At 66.0% G+C, this 16,847-nt stretch carries 18 protein-coding genes and 2 pseudogenes; 9 read left to right on the forward strand and 11 right to left on the reverse strand.

What is annotated here, in order from left to right; all coding sequences use genetic code 11:
• The first annotated feature begins 10 nt into the window (after positions 1-10).
• Genes EO139_RS14700 through EO139_RS14715 form a run of 4 tightly spaced genes read left to right on the forward strand, consistent with a single transcriptional unit; the run spans position 11 to position 3,593 of the window.
• On the forward strand, positions 11-1,348 hold the full coding sequence (locus EO139_RS14700; RefSeq protein ID WP_164739864.1) for a TRZ/ATZ family hydrolase: 1,338 nt from the start codon (positions 11-13) through the stop codon (positions 1,346-1,348).
• Positions 1,349-1,377: 29 nt separating this feature from the next.
• Positions 1,378-2,097: a bifunctional 2-polyprenyl-6-hydroxyphenol methylase/3-demethylubiquinol 3-O-methyltransferase UbiG gene (gene ubiG / locus EO139_RS14705; RefSeq protein ID WP_104586175.1), complete on the forward strand. Its 720-nt coding sequence runs from the start codon at positions 1,378-1,380 to the stop codon at positions 2,095-2,097.
• Between the two features lie 55 nt (positions 2,098-2,152).
• Positions 2,153-2,875, forward strand: coding sequence for a phosphoglycolate phosphatase (locus tag EO139_RS14710; RefSeq protein ID WP_343136466.1), 723 nt, complete (start codon positions 2,153-2,155; stop codon positions 2,873-2,875).
• Between the two features lie 28 nt (positions 2,876-2,903).
• Positions 2,904-3,593: a phytoene/squalene synthase family protein gene (locus EO139_RS14715; RefSeq protein WP_126971224.1), complete on the forward strand. Its 690-nt coding sequence runs from the start codon at positions 2,904-2,906 to the stop codon at positions 3,591-3,593.
• Positions 3,594-3,767: 174 nt separating this feature from the next.
• Here the strand turns inward: EO139_RS14715 and EO139_RS14720 are convergent.
• Positions 3,768-3,995 (reverse strand): annotated as a pseudogene (locus tag EO139_RS14720) (acyl-CoA thioesterase); the annotation flags it as partial.
• Here EO139_RS14720 and EO139_RS14725 point away from each other — a divergent pair.
• Complete coding sequence (locus EO139_RS14725; RefSeq protein WP_206515149.1) at positions 3,973-4,410, forward strand: hypothetical protein; 438 nt, start codon at positions 3,973-3,975, stop codon at positions 4,408-4,410. The pseudogene EO139_RS14720 and the gene EO139_RS14725 overlap by 23 nt on opposite strands.
• 64 nt (positions 4,411-4,474) lie before the next feature.
• Here the strand turns inward: EO139_RS14725 and EO139_RS21580 are convergent, their stop codons facing one another.
• Together EO139_RS21580 and EO139_RS14730 are read right to left on the reverse strand one after the other, a co-directional pair.
• A complete protein-coding gene (locus EO139_RS21580) occupies positions 4,475-4,624 on the reverse strand; it encodes a hypothetical protein (RefSeq protein ID WP_206515150.1) in 150 nt (49 codons plus the stop codon).
• A 114-nt stretch (positions 4,625-4,738) separates the two neighbouring features.
• A complete protein-coding gene (locus EO139_RS14730; RefSeq protein WP_104586154.1) occupies positions 4,739-5,704 on the reverse strand; it encodes a tetratricopeptide repeat protein in 966 nt (321 codons plus the stop codon).
• A gap of 20 nt (positions 5,705-5,724) precedes the next feature.
• On the opposite strand from EO139_RS14730, the pseudogene EO139_RS14735 reads away from it, so the two are divergent.
• From EO139_RS14735 to EO139_RS14745, 3 genes and pseudogenes are all read left to right on the forward strand, one after another.
• Positions 5,725-6,081 (forward strand): annotated as a pseudogene (locus EO139_RS14735) (transposase); the annotation flags it as partial.
• 271 nt (positions 6,082-6,352) lie between these two features.
• Complete coding sequence (locus EO139_RS14740) at positions 6,353-6,841, forward strand: pyridoxamine 5'-phosphate oxidase family protein (protein WP_024940409.1); 489 nt, start codon at positions 6,353-6,355, stop codon at positions 6,839-6,841.
• Between the two features lie 179 nt (positions 6,842-7,020).
• Positions 7,021-7,311, forward strand: a complete 291-nt coding sequence (locus tag EO139_RS14745; protein WP_024940408.1) for a hypothetical protein — start codon at positions 7,021-7,023, stop codon at positions 7,309-7,311.
• A gap of 5 nt (positions 7,312-7,316) precedes the next feature.
• On the opposite strand, the gene eutC is transcribed toward EO139_RS14745, so the two are convergent.
• The 6 genes from eutC to yidD all read right to left on the reverse strand — a co-directional run bounded on the left by eutC (position 7,317) and on the right by yidD (position 13,621).
• Positions 7,317-8,168 carry an ethanolamine ammonia-lyase subunit EutC gene (gene eutC, locus EO139_RS14750; protein ID WP_126971226.1) on the reverse strand — a complete coding sequence of 284 codons (852 nt, stop codon included), beginning with the start codon at positions 8,166-8,168 and terminating at the stop codon, positions 7,317-7,319.
• Entirely contained in the window at positions 8,165-9,574 is a 1,410-nt protein-coding gene (locus tag EO139_RS14755) for an ethanolamine ammonia-lyase subunit EutB (protein WP_126971228.1), read from the reverse strand. The genes eutC and EO139_RS14755 overlap by 4 nt, the downstream gene beginning before the upstream one ends.
• A complete protein-coding gene (eat, locus tag EO139_RS14760; RefSeq protein ID WP_126971230.1) occupies positions 9,571-10,935 on the reverse strand; it encodes an ethanolamine permease in 1,365 nt (454 codons plus the stop codon). The genes EO139_RS14755 and eat overlap by 4 nt, the downstream gene beginning before the upstream one ends.
• 207 nt (positions 10,936-11,142) lie before the next feature.
• The gene (locus tag EO139_RS14765) at positions 11,143-11,982 is read right to left on the reverse strand and encodes a M23 family metallopeptidase (protein WP_164739865.1); all 840 of its coding nucleotides are present in this window, start codon (positions 11,980-11,982) and stop codon (positions 11,143-11,145) included.
• The gene (locus EO139_RS14770) at positions 11,982-13,331 is read right to left on the reverse strand and encodes a dihydroorotase (protein ID WP_126971234.1); all 1,350 of its coding nucleotides are present in this window, start codon (positions 13,329-13,331) and stop codon (positions 11,982-11,984) included. The genes EO139_RS14765 and EO139_RS14770 overlap by 1 nt, the downstream gene beginning before the upstream one ends.
• Positions 13,328-13,621, reverse strand: a complete 294-nt coding sequence (yidD, locus tag EO139_RS14775) for a membrane protein insertion efficiency factor YidD (protein WP_126971236.1) — start codon at positions 13,619-13,621, stop codon at positions 13,328-13,330. Before yidD ends, EO139_RS14770 begins: the two co-directional genes overlap by 4 nt.
• A 90-nt stretch (positions 13,622-13,711) precedes the next feature.
• Between yidD and dksA the strand changes: the two genes are divergently transcribed.
• Positions 13,712-14,755 (forward strand): RNA polymerase-binding protein DksA, encoded by a 1,044-nt coding sequence (gene dksA, locus EO139_RS21830; RefSeq protein ID WP_119128675.1) that lies wholly within the window; start codon positions 13,712-13,714, stop codon positions 14,753-14,755.
• Between the two features lie 248 nt (positions 14,756-15,003).
• Here dksA and EO139_RS14785 read toward each other — a convergent pair whose 3' ends face one another.
• Together EO139_RS14785 and EO139_RS14790 are read right to left on the reverse strand one after the other, a co-directional pair.
• Positions 15,004-16,254, reverse strand: a complete 1,251-nt coding sequence (locus EO139_RS14785) for an MFS transporter (protein ID WP_104586172.1) — start codon at positions 16,252-16,254, stop codon at positions 15,004-15,006.
• Positions 16,251-16,688 (reverse strand): SufE family protein, encoded by a 438-nt coding sequence (locus tag EO139_RS14790; RefSeq protein WP_016903219.1) that lies wholly within the window; start codon positions 16,686-16,688, stop codon positions 16,251-16,253. Before EO139_RS14790 ends, EO139_RS14785 begins: the two co-directional genes overlap by 4 nt.
• Positions 16,689-16,847: the final 159 nt, after the last annotated feature.

Below are 16,847 nucleotides of genomic sequence, written 5' to 3' on the forward strand. Positions count from 1 at the left end.
GGATCCGCTCATGACCAATGCCCCTCCCGAAGTGTGCGACCTGTTGATCGAAGCCGGTTACGTGGTGCCGATCGAGCCGCATGCGGTGGTGCTCGACGATCACGCGGTGGCGGTGCACAACGGCGTCATCGTGGCGATCCTGCCGACCGCCGAGGCGCGCCTGCGATTTGCGCCGACCCGGACCGTCTCGCGTCCGGAGGCAGCCTTGATCCCGGGCCTGGTCAACGCGCATACCCACAACCCGATGACGCTGCTGCGCGGCGTGGCCGACGATCTGCCGCTGATGGTGTGGCTGCAGCAACACATCTGGCCGGTGGAGGCGGCGGTGATCGGGCCGGAATTCGTGGCTGACGGCACCACGCTGGCGATCGCCGAAATGCTGCGTGGCGGGACCACCTGCGTCAACGAGAACTACTTCTTCGCCGATGTGCAGGCGGCCGTCTACAAGCAGCACGGCTTCCGCGCGCTGGTCGGCGCGGTGATCATCGATTTCCCCACCGCCTGGGCATCGTCGGACGACGAATACTTCGCACGGGCCGGCGAGCTGCACGACCAGTGGCGCGACGATCCGCTGATCAGCACCGCGTTCGCGCCGCATGCGCCGTACACGGTCAACGACGCCAACTTCGAACGCGTGCGCATGCTGGCCGACCAGCTGGATCTGCCGGTGCATCTGCATACGCACGAAACCGCGCAGGAAGTGGCCGATTCGATTGCGCAGTACGGGCAGCGGCCGCTGGCACGCCTGGACCGCCTGGGGCTGGTCAACGACCGCCTGATCGCCGTACACATGACCCAGCTCACCGACGCGGAAATCCATCTGTGCGCCGAGCGCGGTGTCAGCGTGGTGCACTGTCCGGAGTCCAACCTCAAGCTTGCCTCGGGCTTTTGCCCGGCCTGCGCGCTGCAACGTGCCGGCGTGAATCTGGCCATCGGCACCGACGGCTGCGCCAGCAACAACGACCTGGACATGTTCAGCGAGAACCGTACCGCAGCGATCCTGGCCAAGGCAGTGGCCAACGATGCGACCGCATTGGATGCTGCCACCACGCTGCGCGCGGCCACGCTGGGCGGCGCGCGTGCATTGGGCTTCGGCGACAGGATCGGCTCGATCGAAATCGGCAAGCAGGCCGATCTGGTCTGCGTCGACTTGTCTGCACTGGAGACCCAGCCGCTGCATCATGTGCTGTCGCAACTGATCTACGCCGCCGGCCGTCACCAGGTCACCGATGTGTGGATCGCCGGCAAGCCCAAGCTGGTGCAGCGCGAGCTCATCGACATGGATACCGCTGCCCTGGTCGCCAATGCGCGGCAGTGGCGCGAGCGCATCCGCACCGTCCGCGCCTGAGCGCGCGTCATCCCATCACGGAGCTCCGCATGAATCCGAATACCCAATCCACGTCCAGCAACTTCCATCAGAGCGAACTGGACAAGTTCGCAGCATTGGCCAACCGCTGGTGGGATGCCGACGGCCCGCAGAAGCCGCTGCATGCGCTCAATCCGGTACGCCTGGACTATGTGTCCGCACGGCTGGGCCTGGCCGGTGCGCGCGTGCTCGATGTCGGCTGCGGCGGCGGCCTGCTCAGCGAGTCGATGGCGCGCCTGGGCGCGCAGGTCACGGCGATCGATCTGGCGCCGGAGCTGGTCAAGGTGGCACGCCTGCACAGCCTGGAATCGGGCGTGCAGGTGGATTACCGCGTGCAGTCGGTGGAAGACCTGGCCGCCGAACAGCCGGGCAGTTTCGATGCGGTGACCTGCATGGAGATGCTCGAGCACGTGCCGGACCCGACCGCGATCATCCGCGCCTGCGCCAGCCTGCTCAAGCCCGGCGGCAAGCTGTTCCTGTCCACGCTCAATCGCACCCCGGCCGCGTTCGCGCTGGCGGTGGTCGGCGCCGAATACATCGCGCGGCTGCTGCCCAGGGGCACGCATCACTACAAGGATTTCATCAAGCCGGCAGAACTTGCGGCCTGGTTGCGCAGCGCCGAGCTGCAGCTGGCAGACGTCAGCGGCATGCTGTACGAGCCGTGGCGCAATCGCGCGCGCCTGTCGTCGCGCACCGAGGTCAATTACCTGGCCTATGCGGTGAAGCCGTGACGAGCGGGAATTGGGCAGTGGAGATTCGGCATTCGCAACGGCACGTGCGTGTTTGATGTCGGCCGAATCGCAGGTTACCGATGACGGCAGGCAAGCGCAGAGCGGCGGGGCGATGAGGTTTCCGCGTGCGGTGTTGTTCGATCTGGATGGCACCTTGCTGGATAGTGCGCCGGACATGCTGGCGACCGTCAATGCGATGCTGGAGGAACGTGGGCGCGCGCCGATGGCGTTGGCGCAGTTGCGTCCGGCGGTGTCCAAGGGCGCGCGCGCGATGCTGGCAGCGGCGTTTGCCGAACGCCATGCGGTCGAGCGCGATGCGCTGGTACCGGAATTCCTGCGTCGTTACGAAGGCTTGATCGGCACGCAGTCGCAGCTGTTCGACGGTGTCGACGAACTGCTGCTGCGGCTGGAGCGCGCCGGTTGCATCTGGGGCGTGGTCACCAACAAGCCGGAATATCTGGCCCGGCTGATCCTGCCGCAGCTGGGGTGGGAGCGGCGCTGCGCGGTGCTGATCGGCGGCGATACGCTGGCCGAGCGCAAGCCGCACCCGTTGCCCTTGCTGACAGCGGCCGAGCGCATCGGCGTTGCGCCGGCGCAGTGCGTCTACGTCGGCGACGACGAGCGCGACATTCTGGCCGCGCGCGCGGCGGCGATGCCGTCGGTGGCGGTGTTGTGGGGCTATCGGCTGCACGACGACGAGCCATCGCGCTGGCAGGCCGACGTGCTCGTGGCGCAGCCGCAGGCACTGTGGGACGCCGTGGCGTGGCCGCAGATCTGATCCTCTTTCGTTTTCTTCTGGACCCGCCATGAGCCAATCCAGCGCTCTCGACAGTTTTCTCGACAAGTGGCGCACCCGCTGGCCGGAGTGGTCGGTTGCCGAGCCATTCATTCCCGAGCCGCAGCGACGCCTCACGGCGGCCTGGTTTGCGCTGCTGCAGGAATGGGAAGACATCATGAACATCGCCGGCGACCCGTTGCCGGCCGACGCCAAGCTGGCATGGTGGCAGCAGGAGTTGCGCGATTGGTCGCAGCAGCGCTCGCGCCATCCGCTCGGGCGTGTGCTGGAGCCGGTGCCTGCGCCATGGGCGCAACTGGCCGACACCATGCCGGCAATGCAGGATGCGCGTGCGCAGCCGCAATCGCTGCAGCAGGCGTTGGCGAGATTGCGGGCCTTCGCCGAGGCCGTGGTCGCCGTGGAAGCCGCGCTATTTGCGCGCACCCAGCCTGGCGATGCCGCTGCGGTGGCGCTGCAATGGCTGGACGCCCGCCAGCGGGTGGCCGGCGACAGCGCCGCGCCCGGTGACATGACGCTCGCTGCATGGCGCACGCAGTTGCTGCGCGCCTGGCCGCGCAAAGCGGCGTTGGCGCGCCCGCATCGGGTATGGTCGCGGCTGGCCCGCTTGCGCCTGCAGCGCGAGCTTGCCGGCAAGGCAGCGTATCCACCGCCGGTGCAGCAGCTGTGGCATAGCTGGCGTGCTGCCAGCGGCGCGGACTGAGCGCGCGGATCTGCGGTTCCGTCAGTGCACGACCAACGACGTGGCGAAGGTGCCGCAATCGCAGGAAACGCCAACGCCTGTCGGCGTACCGCATCACACGGCTTGCCGACAGGCGAGGGTGGCAACGTCTACGCGCTGCGATCCGGCGACGCGGATGACCTGGTGTGGCAGCCGTCAGTCCGCGCTGCCGGCACCGCTATTGCCGTATTCGTAGCAACGGTTGGCCGAATTGACACAGGTGCTGCTGCAGTACGGGCGGCTGACGGTGGATGCATTGCATGGTGCGGTCTTGTGGATGTGGCTGCCCAGGCTGGAATTGCGCACCGTGACCTGACCAAAGGGCGAGCTACCGTTGACGTAGGCGGACAGGCTGCTGCCGATGCCCTCGTCCCAGGCGCGCCCAGGTCGGCGCGATACATTTATTTATATAAAGGTGAAGATGCATTTTTTAACTGAAACACCATTTATCGTCGGCATTTTAATGACTACCATTGGTTTGTTCGTGATGTTTTCAATCTTCAAGCCTGATAAAAACGAGTTGGTGGATATAAGAAACTGGAAGACCAAGGGGGAATGGCATGGTGAAATAATGACTACCGAGCCTAAAAGCTGGTCGCCAACAGACACCAAGCATGGTGATGAATTCTTCTATGATTTCAAGGTATCACTTAATATCGCTGGGAAGCGGAATCTACATACTGCGAAAGGGTTGGTAAGGCCAAATGACATTCATAAATTAAAGAAAGGCATTAAAGTCATTGTTAAATATAGTGAGGATAAGCCGCCAAAAGTCGCTGTAATTGATGTCTTGTACTAGTCCTTGCGGCAAGGAAAGGACATAAAAAAGGTCCTTGAGGCGCTATCCGCCGATCTGCGCTGTCCTACATCAGGCCGGCGGCGCGGGCGCAGCCGCCCACATGCACGGCCAACTTCGGCGCCAGCTTGGTGCGCTGGGTGGCGATGCTGGCGTACGGGATACGGTGGCGCATCGCGTACTTCGCCGGATGTGTCGACAGATCGTTGGTCAGCACGGCAATCCCGCTAATCTGCAGATCGGGCGGCAGGCCCAGATCACCCTATATGGCTGCATTACCGCAGCGCCTCTCTCAATAGCCATTGAGGATTCTCCGCAAGGTCATCGCGATTCAGATCAGCAAACGATCGATCAACGCCTGCTCGTAATCGTTGAGAGGCTGATTTTCGTAGAGCTTGTCGGAGGCGTCGACTAGCGCCCGGCCCTCGACTTCACGCCCACTTTCGCCATACACGTGGCCAAGGTTCTCCAGCGATTGCAGGTTGCCGTGCTTGGAGAAGGAAATCAGATACCAGCGCTCGGCCGCCTCGAGTTCGCCCAGGCGGTGGTAGGCCACCGCCAGATTGTGCTGGGCGTAGACGTGATCGGATTCCAGCGCCTGCAACAATGCCTGCCTGGCCTGCTGGTAGTCCTCGAGCTGCAGGTACAGCAGGCCGAGGTTGTTGTAGCCGTCGACATTCCCCAGCTCGGCAGCGCGCCGATAGGCCTGCTCGGCCTGCGGGTAGCGCTTGGCGTGCAGATGGACGTCGCCAAGCAGGTTCAGCGCCTCCGCATGATCGTGGCGCACGGCGTTGTCGAGGTGCTCGACGGCGGCGTCGTGATCGCCGTCCTGATAGGCCATGCTGCCGAGGTAGAAGTGGCTGCGGGGGCAATCGTACGCGGCGGCCTTCTGGAAGTATTGGCGGGCGGCGTCGTGATCACCCTCCTGGAAGGCCATGCTGCCGAGGTTGTAGTGGCTGCCCGGATAATCGTGCTCGGCGGCCCTTTGGAAGTGGTGGCGGGCAGCGTCGTGATCACCGTCCTGATAGGCCAAGATGCCGAGGTTGTAGTGGCCGCCGGGATAATCGTGCTCGGCGGCCATCTGGAAGTGTCGATGAGCGTCGGCGTGATCTTCACGCGCCAGGCTCACCGCGCCAACGCCGTTCATCCAGCGCGGGTCGGCGGGGCACGCCTTGGCAAGGGTCTGGAAGGACTCCAGCGCGGTGTCCAGATCCTGCTCGCGAAACGCCGCCCACGCCTGCTCACTGAGCGCGGTCGCCTGCTCGTCACTGAGGTTTTTTTTATTCATGAACCACATGATGTTTCCTGCCTTGCGAGCAGGTCAAGGATGTGCGCCGTGAGCCGGGTATTTCCGATGCGACGTACTACGTCTGGAAATCCAGGTACGGCGGCACGGAAGCCTCCGACGTGCAGCGGCTGCGTGATGTTGAAGCAGAGCACGCCAAGCGCAAGCGGATGTATGCCGAGTTGGCAATGGAAAACCATGCGTTGAAGGATCTGATCGCAAAAAAGCTGTAGACCCGGCGCATAAGCGCCCGCTTCTTGCCTGGCTCATTGAGCAGCATGGCTGCAGCGAGCGCCGGGATGAAGCTCAATCAGCGTCGTGGCAGCAGGCGTCGGGTCCCTACGCGCTATCCCCAACCGTTGGCGTGCGGAGCAAGCCCCGATGCCGGGCGGCCTGGCAGGCGAGCTTACTGACATGGTTGCTACAGCTGCCCGGCGTCGAGGCGCAATGTTCGAGGGCTTTGCTGGCATCACGCTCTGCAAGGTGACAGCGTCGCAAACACGCAGCATGGGCGGTCGCCATTTATGCAGGTGCACCGTTGCAGAGCGGCCGATCGCGTTGCCGCCGTGTGCAGGCGGGAGTGTGCATCGTCACATGCCGTGGGCAGTGAGACTTTCAGACTGAGCCACCCGCGTAGACACGCGCATGTGAGATAGCGAGATGGCAGATCCCAAAGAGCTGCAGGAAAAATTCTGGAAAGCCCTGAAGTCCGATCGCACCGTGATGCTGGGCCTGGATGGCGTGGAAGATGGGCATGCACGCCCGATGACGGCGCAGATCGAAGGCGATAGCGGTGGCCCGATCTGGTTCTTCACCTCCAAGGACAATGCGCTGATTGCCATGCTGGGGCAGGGCCGCCGCGTCATCGGTGCCTTCAGCAGCAAGGGGCACGACCTGTTCGCCAGCATCAGCGGCTCGTTGCGCGAGGACACCGATCCGGCCGTGGTCGAACGTCTGTGGAACCCGCATGTCGCGGCCTGGTATGAAGGCGGCAAGGACGATCCCAAGCTGGCGCTGCTGCGCCTGGATACCGATCACGCGCAGATCTGGCTCAACGGTTCCAGTCTGCTGGCCGGCATCAAGGTGCTGTTCGGCGTCGACCCGAAGAAGGATTACCAGGATAAGGTGGCGGACGTTCCGCTGCGCTGAGGCCTGAACGATGCAGGCGCGATCTTCGCGATGGGGCCTGCATCGTCTTCATTCACGTGCTGTCGCTTGCGCAGGTTCCGGCCCGGTTGTGAGGCTGGGTCGGCACTGGCGGCTGACTGCATGCAGGAACGCCGGCGCCACGCGTCCATGTGCCGTGCGCCTTCCACAGGAGAAGCGAGATGCAACAGATCGAAATTGGCCAGATGGTGTTTTTGCGCGACGGCGAGGTCGGCGTCGGTGCAATTCGCGAGATCCGCAAGGATGGCGCCGAGCTCGTCGTCAATATCGAAAACGGCGGCGACTTCGTGCTGCCGGCGACGGTAGTGCGCGATGTGCATTCCGGCAAGGTGATGCTGGATGTCGAGCAGCTGCCGGAAGAGGTACGCAATGCCTTGCGTCATCCACACGACAATGAATTGCCGACCAGCACCTACGCGGCCAGCGATCCGCAGGATGGCGCACTCAAGTAGATCAGCTAACGTCGACTACGTTCGACATCCTGCGGCAAATCATCGGGAAGTAGAAACGTCCGTGGCGCAGCATCGGGCAGACCCGTCGACGGCAGCGCCGGCTGCTCGGCCTCGTCCTTGAGTTGCACGCCGGACAGCTTGCGTCGGAACGATTCGCGCAGCAGATACCCGAGCTTGTGGGTGGCGTCGGCGTAACTCAGTCCTTCGGCACGGATGTTGGAAATGCAATTGCGCGCCGCGTCGGTCAGGCCCACCCGCGGGCTGTAGGTCAGATACAGACCTAGGCTGTCGGGCGAGCTCAGGCCTGGCCGTTCGCCGATCAACACGATCACCAGGCGGGCCTTGAGCAGTTCGCCAACCTCGTCGCCGATGGCGACGCGGCCTTGCGCGATCAACACCACCGGCGCCAGCGACCAGCCTTCGTGCGCGGCCAGGGCGTCGATATGTTCCAGCATCTGCGCTGCATGCCGATGCACGGCCAATGCGGACAGTCCGTCGGCGACCACGACAGCCACATCGTGCCCGCCGCCATGTACGGCGGTCAGGCCACGCAGATGCGCGGCCGCCTCCTCGCCCAGGCGCCGGCCCAGATCCGGCCGTTGCAGGTAGGCATGCCGATCCACTGCCGCGCTGTGCAGCAGAATGCTGTCACGCCCACGCTGTTTCAGCGCTGTTTGCAGCGGCTGTGGATCCAATGCCAGATGCACCGCATCGCGCGCCTGCGCATGCGCCAGCTGGAAATCCAGGTGCGCGGCGGTCGGCAGGCTGGTGCCGACGCGTCCCAGCGCGATGCGCGCCGGTGTGAGCCGGCGCAGGTGTGCCCAGGCATCGCGTAGTGGGGGGGGCGGATCGCTCATTGCGCGCCGCCGGTGTGTAGCTGCTCCAGCGCACGCCGGAACGGTGCGGGAAGTTCGCTGCCGAGTTCGAAGCGGCCATCGCGCAGCCGCAGGATGCCTTGCTGTTCCAGCCAGTGTTCGAACTCGGGCGCGGCGCGCAGGCCGAGCGCCTGGCGCGCATACAGCGCATCGTGGAACGAGGTGGTCTGGTAGTTGAGCATCACATCGTCCGAGCCGGGGATGCCCATGATGAAGTTGATGCCGGCGGTGCCGAGCAGGGTCAGCAGCACGTCCATGTCGTCCTGATCGGCTTCGGCATGATTGGTGTAGCAGATGTCGCAGCCCATCGGCACGCCGAGCAGCTTGCCGCAGAAGTGATCCTCCAGCCCGGCACGGATGATCTGCTTGCCGTCGTAGAGATACTCCGGGCCGATGAAGCCCACCACCGTGTTCACCAGCAGCGGCTTGAACTGCCGTGCCACCGCATAGGCGCGCACCTCGCAGGTCTGCTGATCGACGCCATGATGCGCGTTGGCCGACAACGCGCTGCCCTGGCCGGTCTCGAAATACATCACGTTGTCGCCGACGCTGCCGCGCTGCAACGCCACCCCGGCGTCATGGCCTTCCTGCAACAGCGCCAGATTGATGCCGAAGCTGGCATTTGCCGCCTCGGTGCCGGCGATGGACTGGAACACCAGGTCCACCGGCACGCCGCGGTTGATCGCCTCGATGGTGGTGGTGATATGCGCCAGCACGCAGGATTGGGTCGGGATCTGGTAACCGCTGATCACCGCATCGAGCATGCGCAGCAACGCGGTGGTGGCGGCCAGGCTGTCGCTGGCAGGGTTGATGCCGATCACCGCATCGCCGTTGCCGTACAACAGGCCGTCGAGCACGCTGGCGGCGATGCCGGTGGCATCGTCGGTGGGGTGGTTGGGCTGCAGGCGCGTGGACAGCCGCCCGCGCAGGCCCAGCGTGTTGCGAAAGCGCGTGACCACGCGGGTCTTCTGCGCGACCAGGACCAGGTCCTGCACGCGCATCAACTTCGAGACCGCTGCCACCATCTCCGGCGTCAGCCCGGGTGCCAGTGCGGTCAGCGCCGCTTCGTCGGCCTGCGCACTCAGCAGCCAATCGCGAAAGCCGCCGACGGTGAGGTGCGCCACCGCGGCAAACGCGGCCGCATCGTGCTGGTCGACGATCAGGCGGGTGACCTCGTCCGCTTCATACGGCACCACCGCTTCCTCGAGGAAGTGCCGCAGCGGCAGATCGGCCAGCGCCATCTGCGCCGCCACCCGCTGCAGCCCGGAGTCGGCCGCGAGCCCGGCCAGTTGGTCGCCCGAGCGCGGCGGCGTGGCCTTGGCCAGCAGGGTCTTGAGATCGGCAAACCGGAAGCGCTCGCCGCCTGCGCTGAACGCGAACCCGCTCATCTGGCACTGGCCGCCGGCGTGGCCTGGCCGCGCAGGCTCAGCACGCAGCACAGCCCGCCGAACAGCAGCAGGCCCACGAAGATCAGCGCCACGATCGGGTTGAACCAGACCATCGCCACCAGGCACACCAGCGCCAGCAGCAGCGCGATGGCCGGCACCACCGGATAGCCCGGCGCGCGAAAGCTGCGCTCCAGCCCGGGTTCGGCGCGGCGCAGCTTGAACAGGCTGAGCATGCTCATCACATACATCACGATCGCGCCGAACACCGACATGGTGATCATCGCCGCGGTCAGCGACATGCCCTGGATCTTGACCACGCTGTCGCTGCAGATTGCCGCGATGCCGATCGCGCCGCCGGCAAGGATCGCCCGATGCGGCGTGCGAAAGCGCGACAGCCTGGCCAGGCCGTGTGGCAGGAAACCGGCACGCGCCAACGCGAAGAACTGGCGCGAATAGCCCAGGATGATGCCGTGGAAGCTGGCCACCAGGCCGAACAGGCCGATCCACACCAGCATATGCAGCCAGGTCGAACTGTTGCCGACCACCGCCTTCATCGCCTGCGGCAACGGGTCGTTGATGTTGGAGAGCTGACGCCAGTCGCCGACCCCGCCCGCGAACACCATCACGCCCAATGCCAGCACCACCAGGGTGAGGATGCCGGCGATGTAGGCACGCGGAATCGTACGCTTCGGCTCCTTCGCTTCCTCGGCCGCCATCGCCGCACCCTCGATCGCCAGAAAGAACCAGATCGCGAACGGGATCGCGGCGAAGATGCCGGAGATCGCCGCCGGGCCGAACACATCGCTGCCGGCCCAGCCATTGGCGGCAAAGCGCGCAACGCTGAACCCCGGCGCCACCACGCCCATGAACACCAGCAGCTCGATCACCGCCAGCAAGGTCACGATCAGTTCGAAGGTGGCGGCGATCGCCACACCGACGATGTTCAAGCTCATGAAGATCGCATACGCACCGATCGCGGCGATGCGCGGGTCCAGGGTCGGGAATTGCACATTGAGATAGGCGCCGATGGCCATCGCAATGGCCGGCGGCGCGAACACGAACTCGATCAGCGTGGCCAGGCCCGCCAGCATGCCGCCGTAGGTGCCGAATGCGCGCAGGCTGTAGGCGAACGGCCCGCCCGCATTGGGAATGGCGGTGGTCAGCTCGGTGAAGCTGAAGATGAAGCAGGTATACATCACCGCAACCAGCAGCGTGGTCACCAGAAAGCCCAGCGTGCCGGCGGTGCCCCACCCGTAGCTCCAGCCGAAATATTCGCCGGAAATCACCAGACCCACGGCGATCCCCCACAGTTGCCAGGTGCCCAGGGTGGGTTTGAGCTGCTCGTTGCGCATGTCGCACATCTCCTGCGGTCGGGGGAGGGGAGATGAAGCGGTCCGGCGCCTAAACGCGGGACCGACCGCCAGCGACCGCCCGCCCGCTGCTGCAGGGCGACGATCGACGGTCGTTCCGGTTATACCCCAAAGGCCCGCGGCGAACACGAGCACGGCGGGTGGGGCGCAGCGACCATGCCGCCGCGCGCCGGCCTTGTTCGGATCCCGACGCTCCGACTATTGATTGCGTTCCAGCACCAGCAACGGATCGATCCGCACGTCGAACCAGTTCATCCCCCAATGCAGATGCGGCCCGGTCGCGCGCCCGGTGGCACCGACTGCGGCAATCACCTGGCCTTGCTCCACCCGGTCGCCCACCTTCACGTCGATGCGCGACAGGTGCAGAAAATTCGAGCTCACCCCGAAGCCATGGTCCAGCAACACGGTGCCGCCGGTCAGGTACAGGTCCGGCGCGGCGAAGGTCACCACGCCGGCGGCCGGCGCCTTGACCGGCGTGCCGGTGGGCACGGCGATATCCATGCCCGAATGGCCGGCACCGGGCTGGCCGTTGTAGACGCGTGCATTGCCGAAGCGCCCGCTGATGCGGCCCTGCACCGGCCAGATGAAGGCTTGCGCGAAATCGGGGCGGGCATCGTCGCGATCGCGCGCGGCGGTGACCTGCGCCTGCTCGCGCTTGATCCGCTCGGCGATCGCCGCAGGCGGATTGACGGTCTTGGGCGGCACGCCGTTGACGCGTTCCTCCGGCCAGTCGCGCGGCGTCACCGCGATGCTGGCGGTCTGCGTGCTGCCATCGGGGCGGGTGATCTGCACCTGCAACGGGCCGGTGGCATCGCGGCCGATGCCGAACACCACGCTGCCGTAGCCGCTGACGCGCAGCGTGCGGCCGGCGTACTGCACCTGGCTACCCGCCGGCACCTTGCCGATCACCAGCGCGCCCTGCGACGCGCTTTGCGGAAACACCACGTCCGCCGCCGCCGCGGACTGCGCAGCGGCACTGCCGACGGCGAGCGACAGCGGCGCCAGCGCAAGCCAGGCGCCAAACAGGGCTGCGCGCATCAGCGGTCGAAGGTCAGGCGCTGGCCGGCGGCACTGCCGAGCAACTGTTCGCCATCCCACACCTGCTGGCCGTTGACCCAGGTCGCGGCGATGCGCGAGCGGAACGTGGTGCCTTCGAACGGCGACCAACCGCACTTGGACAGCACCTGCTCGCGCTTCACGGTGAACGGGGTGTTGTCGATCATCACCAGGTCGGCGAAATAGCCTTCGCGCAGGAAGCCGCGTTCTTCCACATCGAACAACTGCGCCGGCGCATGCGCGAACTTCTGCACGATGCGGGTGATCGGCAGCTTGCCCTCGTGCACCAGTTCCAGCGCGGCGACCAGCGCGTACTGCACCAGCGGCAGGCCGGAGGGCGCCTGCGCGTAAGGCTTCTGCTTCTCTTCCCAGGTGTGCGGCGCATGGTCGGTGGCGAGCACGTCGATGACGTCCTCGGCCAGCGCCTCGATCAGCGCCACGCGGTCCTCGGCGTCCTTGATCGCGGGGTTGCACTTGATCAGGTTGCCCAGCCGCGCGTAATCGCTGCGGTCAAAGCGCAAGAAGTGGATGCAGGTCTCGGCGGTGATGCGCTTGCGCAGCTTGCCGTCGGCATCGACCAGCGGGCCGGCCTCGAACAGCGCCAGCTCGTCGGCGGTGGAGATATGCAGCACGTGCAGGCGGGTGTTGTGCCTGCGCGCCAGCGCCACCGCCAGCTGCGACGACTTCAGGCAGGCCTGCCGCGAACGGATGTCCGGATGCATCTCCGGGGTCAGCGCGTCGCCGTACGTCTCCTTGTACTGCGCCAGCGTCGCATCGATGGTCGGGGTGTCTTCGCAGTGGGTGATGATCGGCGTCGGTGCGTCGCGGAAGATCGCGTCCAGCGTCTCGGGGTTGTCGACCAGCATGTTGCCGGTGGAGGCGCCCATGAACACCTTGATGCCCGGCGCGGTCTTCGGGTCCAGGGTCTGGATCGCGGCCAGGTTGTCGTTGCTGGCGCCCATGTAGAAGCCGTAGTTGGCCCAGGCGCGCCCGGCTGCAGCGTCGTACTTGGCCTGCAGTGCGGCCGCGTCCAGGGTCGGCGGATTGGTGTTGGGCATGTCCATGAAGCTGGTCAGGCCACCGGCCACCGCGGCGCCGGATTCGGTCGCGATGTCGCCCTTGTGGGTCAGGCCCGGCTCGCGGAAGTGCACCTGGTCGTCGATCATGCCCGGCAGCACCCAGCGTCCGGCGGCGTCCACCACGGTGTCGCCGGCGGCCGGGGGGATCTTGCTGGCGATCTTCGCGATGCGGCCGGCGTCGATCAGCAGATCGGCGTCGAATTCCTTGCCTTCATTGACCAGGCGGGCGTTGACGATGAGGGTTCGGCTCATGGATGAGGTCCTTTGCAACTGCAGGAAGGGGGGACGGGCGAGGCTGCGGACGCAGGCGCGTCGGGCACGGGATCGAACCCGCCCGGATGGAATGGATGGCAGCGGCCGAGCCGGCGCGTGGCCAGCCAGCAACCGCGCAGTGGGCCGAAGCGGCCGATCGCGGTCATCGCATACTCCGAGCAACTGGGCGCAAAACGGCAGCGCGGCCCCAGCAAGGGGCTGATGAACCGCTTGTAGAAGCGCAGCAGCGCAATGAGCAGGCGTGAGATCACTTGCCAATGATATGCCACTTGGATTAATACGTGGTTGCCGGGGGTCCGTGGGGTAAGCTATAAAGGCCCGCTTTCCCGGGCCCCGGGGGAACCAAGGATGAGCGTTTCGTGGCTGCTAAAAAACCTGCAAAAAAGGCCGTAGAGGCCGCCAAGAAGTCCGCCAGACCCGTTGCGAAGAAGGCAGCGGCGCCCGCCGCTGCAAAACCGGCCGCCAAGCAGGCGACACCGCCCGCCAAGCCGCCTGTCGCCAAGAAGGCAGCTGCGACGAAGACCACGGCCAAGCCGGCGCCGGTCTCCAAGAGCGCAGCGTCCAAACCCGCGGCCTCCAAACCTGTAAAATCTCCTGTCGCCAAGAGTGCTGCCAAGCCGGCGGCGAACAAGGCAGCTCCGGCTGCCGCCAAACCGGCCGCCAAGCCGGTGGCGCCCAAGTCCGCACCGAAGCCGGCTACCAAGTCGGCTCCGGCCAAGTCAGTCCCGGTCAAGGCTGAAAAGCCCGCGCCCGCACCGGTCTCCAAGGCCGTCCCTGCGAAGCCGGCAAAGCCTGCGACCCCGTCACCTAAGAATCCCGTGCCCGTTTCGAAATCTTCAGCAAAAACGCCAACCAAAACCGAAGCCCCCGCCAAGCCCGCCGCGACCCGTCCGGTCGGCAAGGTGGCCGTGGCCGTGACCTCCAAGCCGTCCAGCCCGACCCCCAAGACCAAGTACAAGGTTGTCGAGTACAAGACCGATGAAGCCACCGGTCGTCCGATCCTGCCGCAGGGCTACAAGCCTGCAGCCGATGAGGAGTACATGAGCAAGCTGCAGCAGGAGTACTTCCGTCAGCGGCTGCAGAGCTGGCGCAACGACCTGGTCGAAGAGTCCAAGCAGACCATCGAAAACCTGCGCGAAGAAGTGCGCGACATCGGCGACGAAGCCGAGCGTGCCACGCGCGAGACCGAGAACTCGCTGGAGCTGCGCACCCGCGACCGTCACCGCAAGCTGATCGGCAAGATCGACAGCACGCTCAAGCGCCTGGAAGACGGCGATTACGGCTATTGCGTGGACACCGGCGAAGAGATCGGCATCGACCGCCTGGAAGCGCGTCTGACCGCCGAGCGCACCATCGACGCCCAGGAGCGTTGGGAGCACCTGCAGAAGCAGCAGGGCGACTGATCGTTCGACAAGGTCCAGGCCTTGTCCGTCGACTGAAAAACCCGCCATGTGCGGGGTTTTTTGTGCGCATCGCGCACACGCAATGGCGTTCGATGCATCGACATGCCCGACGCAGGGCAGGCGGCCTGGTGGGCGTCGCTTGCCTGATGTGGGCCCGATGTACGCGCGTGCCGTGCCCGGCCCGGCCCGGCATACGCAGCGAAACAGTGCCGGCTGCATTGGCAACCGGCACCACATCGTTGCAGGGCTCACTGCAGGTCGCGCAGATCCAGCGTGCGCAGCTTGGGCGCCTTCCATGCGGTGGTGGCGACCACGCCCAGGGTCACGCAGCCGCCGATCACCACCGCCGGCACCAGGCCGACCAGGCGCGCCATCACCCCGTCGTAGAACGCGCCCAGCTCGTTGGACGAGCCGATGAAGATGCCGTTGATCGATGACACCCGGCCGCGCATCGCATCGGGCGTGGCCAGCTGCAGGATGGTCTGGCGCACCACCACCGACACGCCGTCGCACATGCCGTACACCAGCAGGATCGCCGCCGACAGCCAGAAGTGCCGCGACAGGCCGAATGCGATCGTGCACAGCCCGAAGCCGGCCACCGACAGCATCAGGATGCGCCCGGCATTGCGTTGCAGCGGGTGCCGGGCCAGCCACACCCCGACCACGATCGACCCCAGCGCCGGGGCACCGCGCAGGATGCCCAGGCCTTCCGGGCCGTAATGCAGGATGTCGTGGATGAAGGCGGGCAGCATCGACACCGCGCCGCCCAGCAGCACCGAGAACATGTCCAGCGCCATCGCGCCCAGCATGATCTGGTTGGACAGCACGAACTGCGCCCCTTCGGCGATGCTGCGGAAGATCGGCGCGCGCGGGCCTGTGTTGACCGGCTCGCTGACCCGCAACAGCGCCAGTGCCAGGATCGCCACCAACGCCACGCTGGCGGCCACGCCATAGGCCAGCCCCTTGCCGCCCCAGCCGACCAGTACGCCGCCCAGCGCCGGGCCGATCACCATGCCGGCCTGGAACGTGACGCTGCCGATGCTGGCGCCACGGGCGAAGGCCTCGCGCGGCAGCGCACGCGCGAACAGCGCGTTATAGACCGGCGACAGGAACGAGCGTGCCGCACCGGTCAGTGCGATGGCTGCATAGATCGGCCACACGCCTTGCACCGGCAGCCAGCCATGGGTGATGGCCAGCAACAGCAGCGCGGTGGCGACCAGGCCCAGCACCGCGATCGTGCCCAGGCGGCGGCGCGGCAGGTGATCGACCAGATAGCCGGCAAACGGCGCGATGCAGAAGAACGGCAGGATCTCCGCCAGGCCGATCAAGCCGAGCGAGAGCGGATTGCGGGTGATCTCGTAGATATGCCAGCCGACCGTGACCGCGACGATCTGGTACGACAGCATCGCCGCCACGCGATACAGCAGCACCAGGCCGAAGCCGGGGTGGGCGAGCAGCGTACGCAGCGAGGCGGCGGGCGAGGGCGTCGGCGTACTCACTGCTGCGCGCGGGCGGTGTCGCGGATGAAGGCCAGCATGGCCGCCACGCCGTTGCTGCGGGTCGGCGACAGATGCTTGGCCAGCCCGATTCCGGCGATGTAGTCCGGCTCGGTGGCCAGGATCTCCTGCGCGCTACGCCCGGAGTACACGCGCAAGGCCAGATAGATCAGCCCGGACACGATCGCCGAGTCGCTGACGGCGTGGAAGTCCAGCCGCTCGGCATTGCCCTCCGGCACGATCCACACCATCGACTGGCAGCCATGCAGGCGGTGTTCTTCGGTCTTCCACTGTTCGGGGAAGCTGGGCAGCTTGCGGCCCAGGTCGATCAGGTACTGGTAGCGCTCGGACCAGTCGCCGAAGAAGGAGAACTCCTCGGCGATGGCGGCCTGTGCGTCGACGGCGGTGGGTTCGAGCGGGAAGGGGGTGGTGGTCATCAAAAATCCAGAGTCGGTCGGTGATCGCGCTGCCCGGCGACATCGCAAGGGTGCCCCTCTCCCGCCGGGGCGAGAAGGCGCGGTTTGCGCGCCATGGGCGCGCGTGCCTTGGAGCGCCCGCGCCGCCAGCGCGGGCCGGGGCGCGGAGCGGGGGTTGGG

It is taken from the genome of Xanthomonas sp. BRIP62411, from assembly GCF_003993525.1.
GTDB classification, from domain to species: domain Bacteria; phylum Pseudomonadota; class Gammaproteobacteria; order Xanthomonadales; family Xanthomonadaceae; genus Xanthomonas; species Xanthomonas euroxanthea.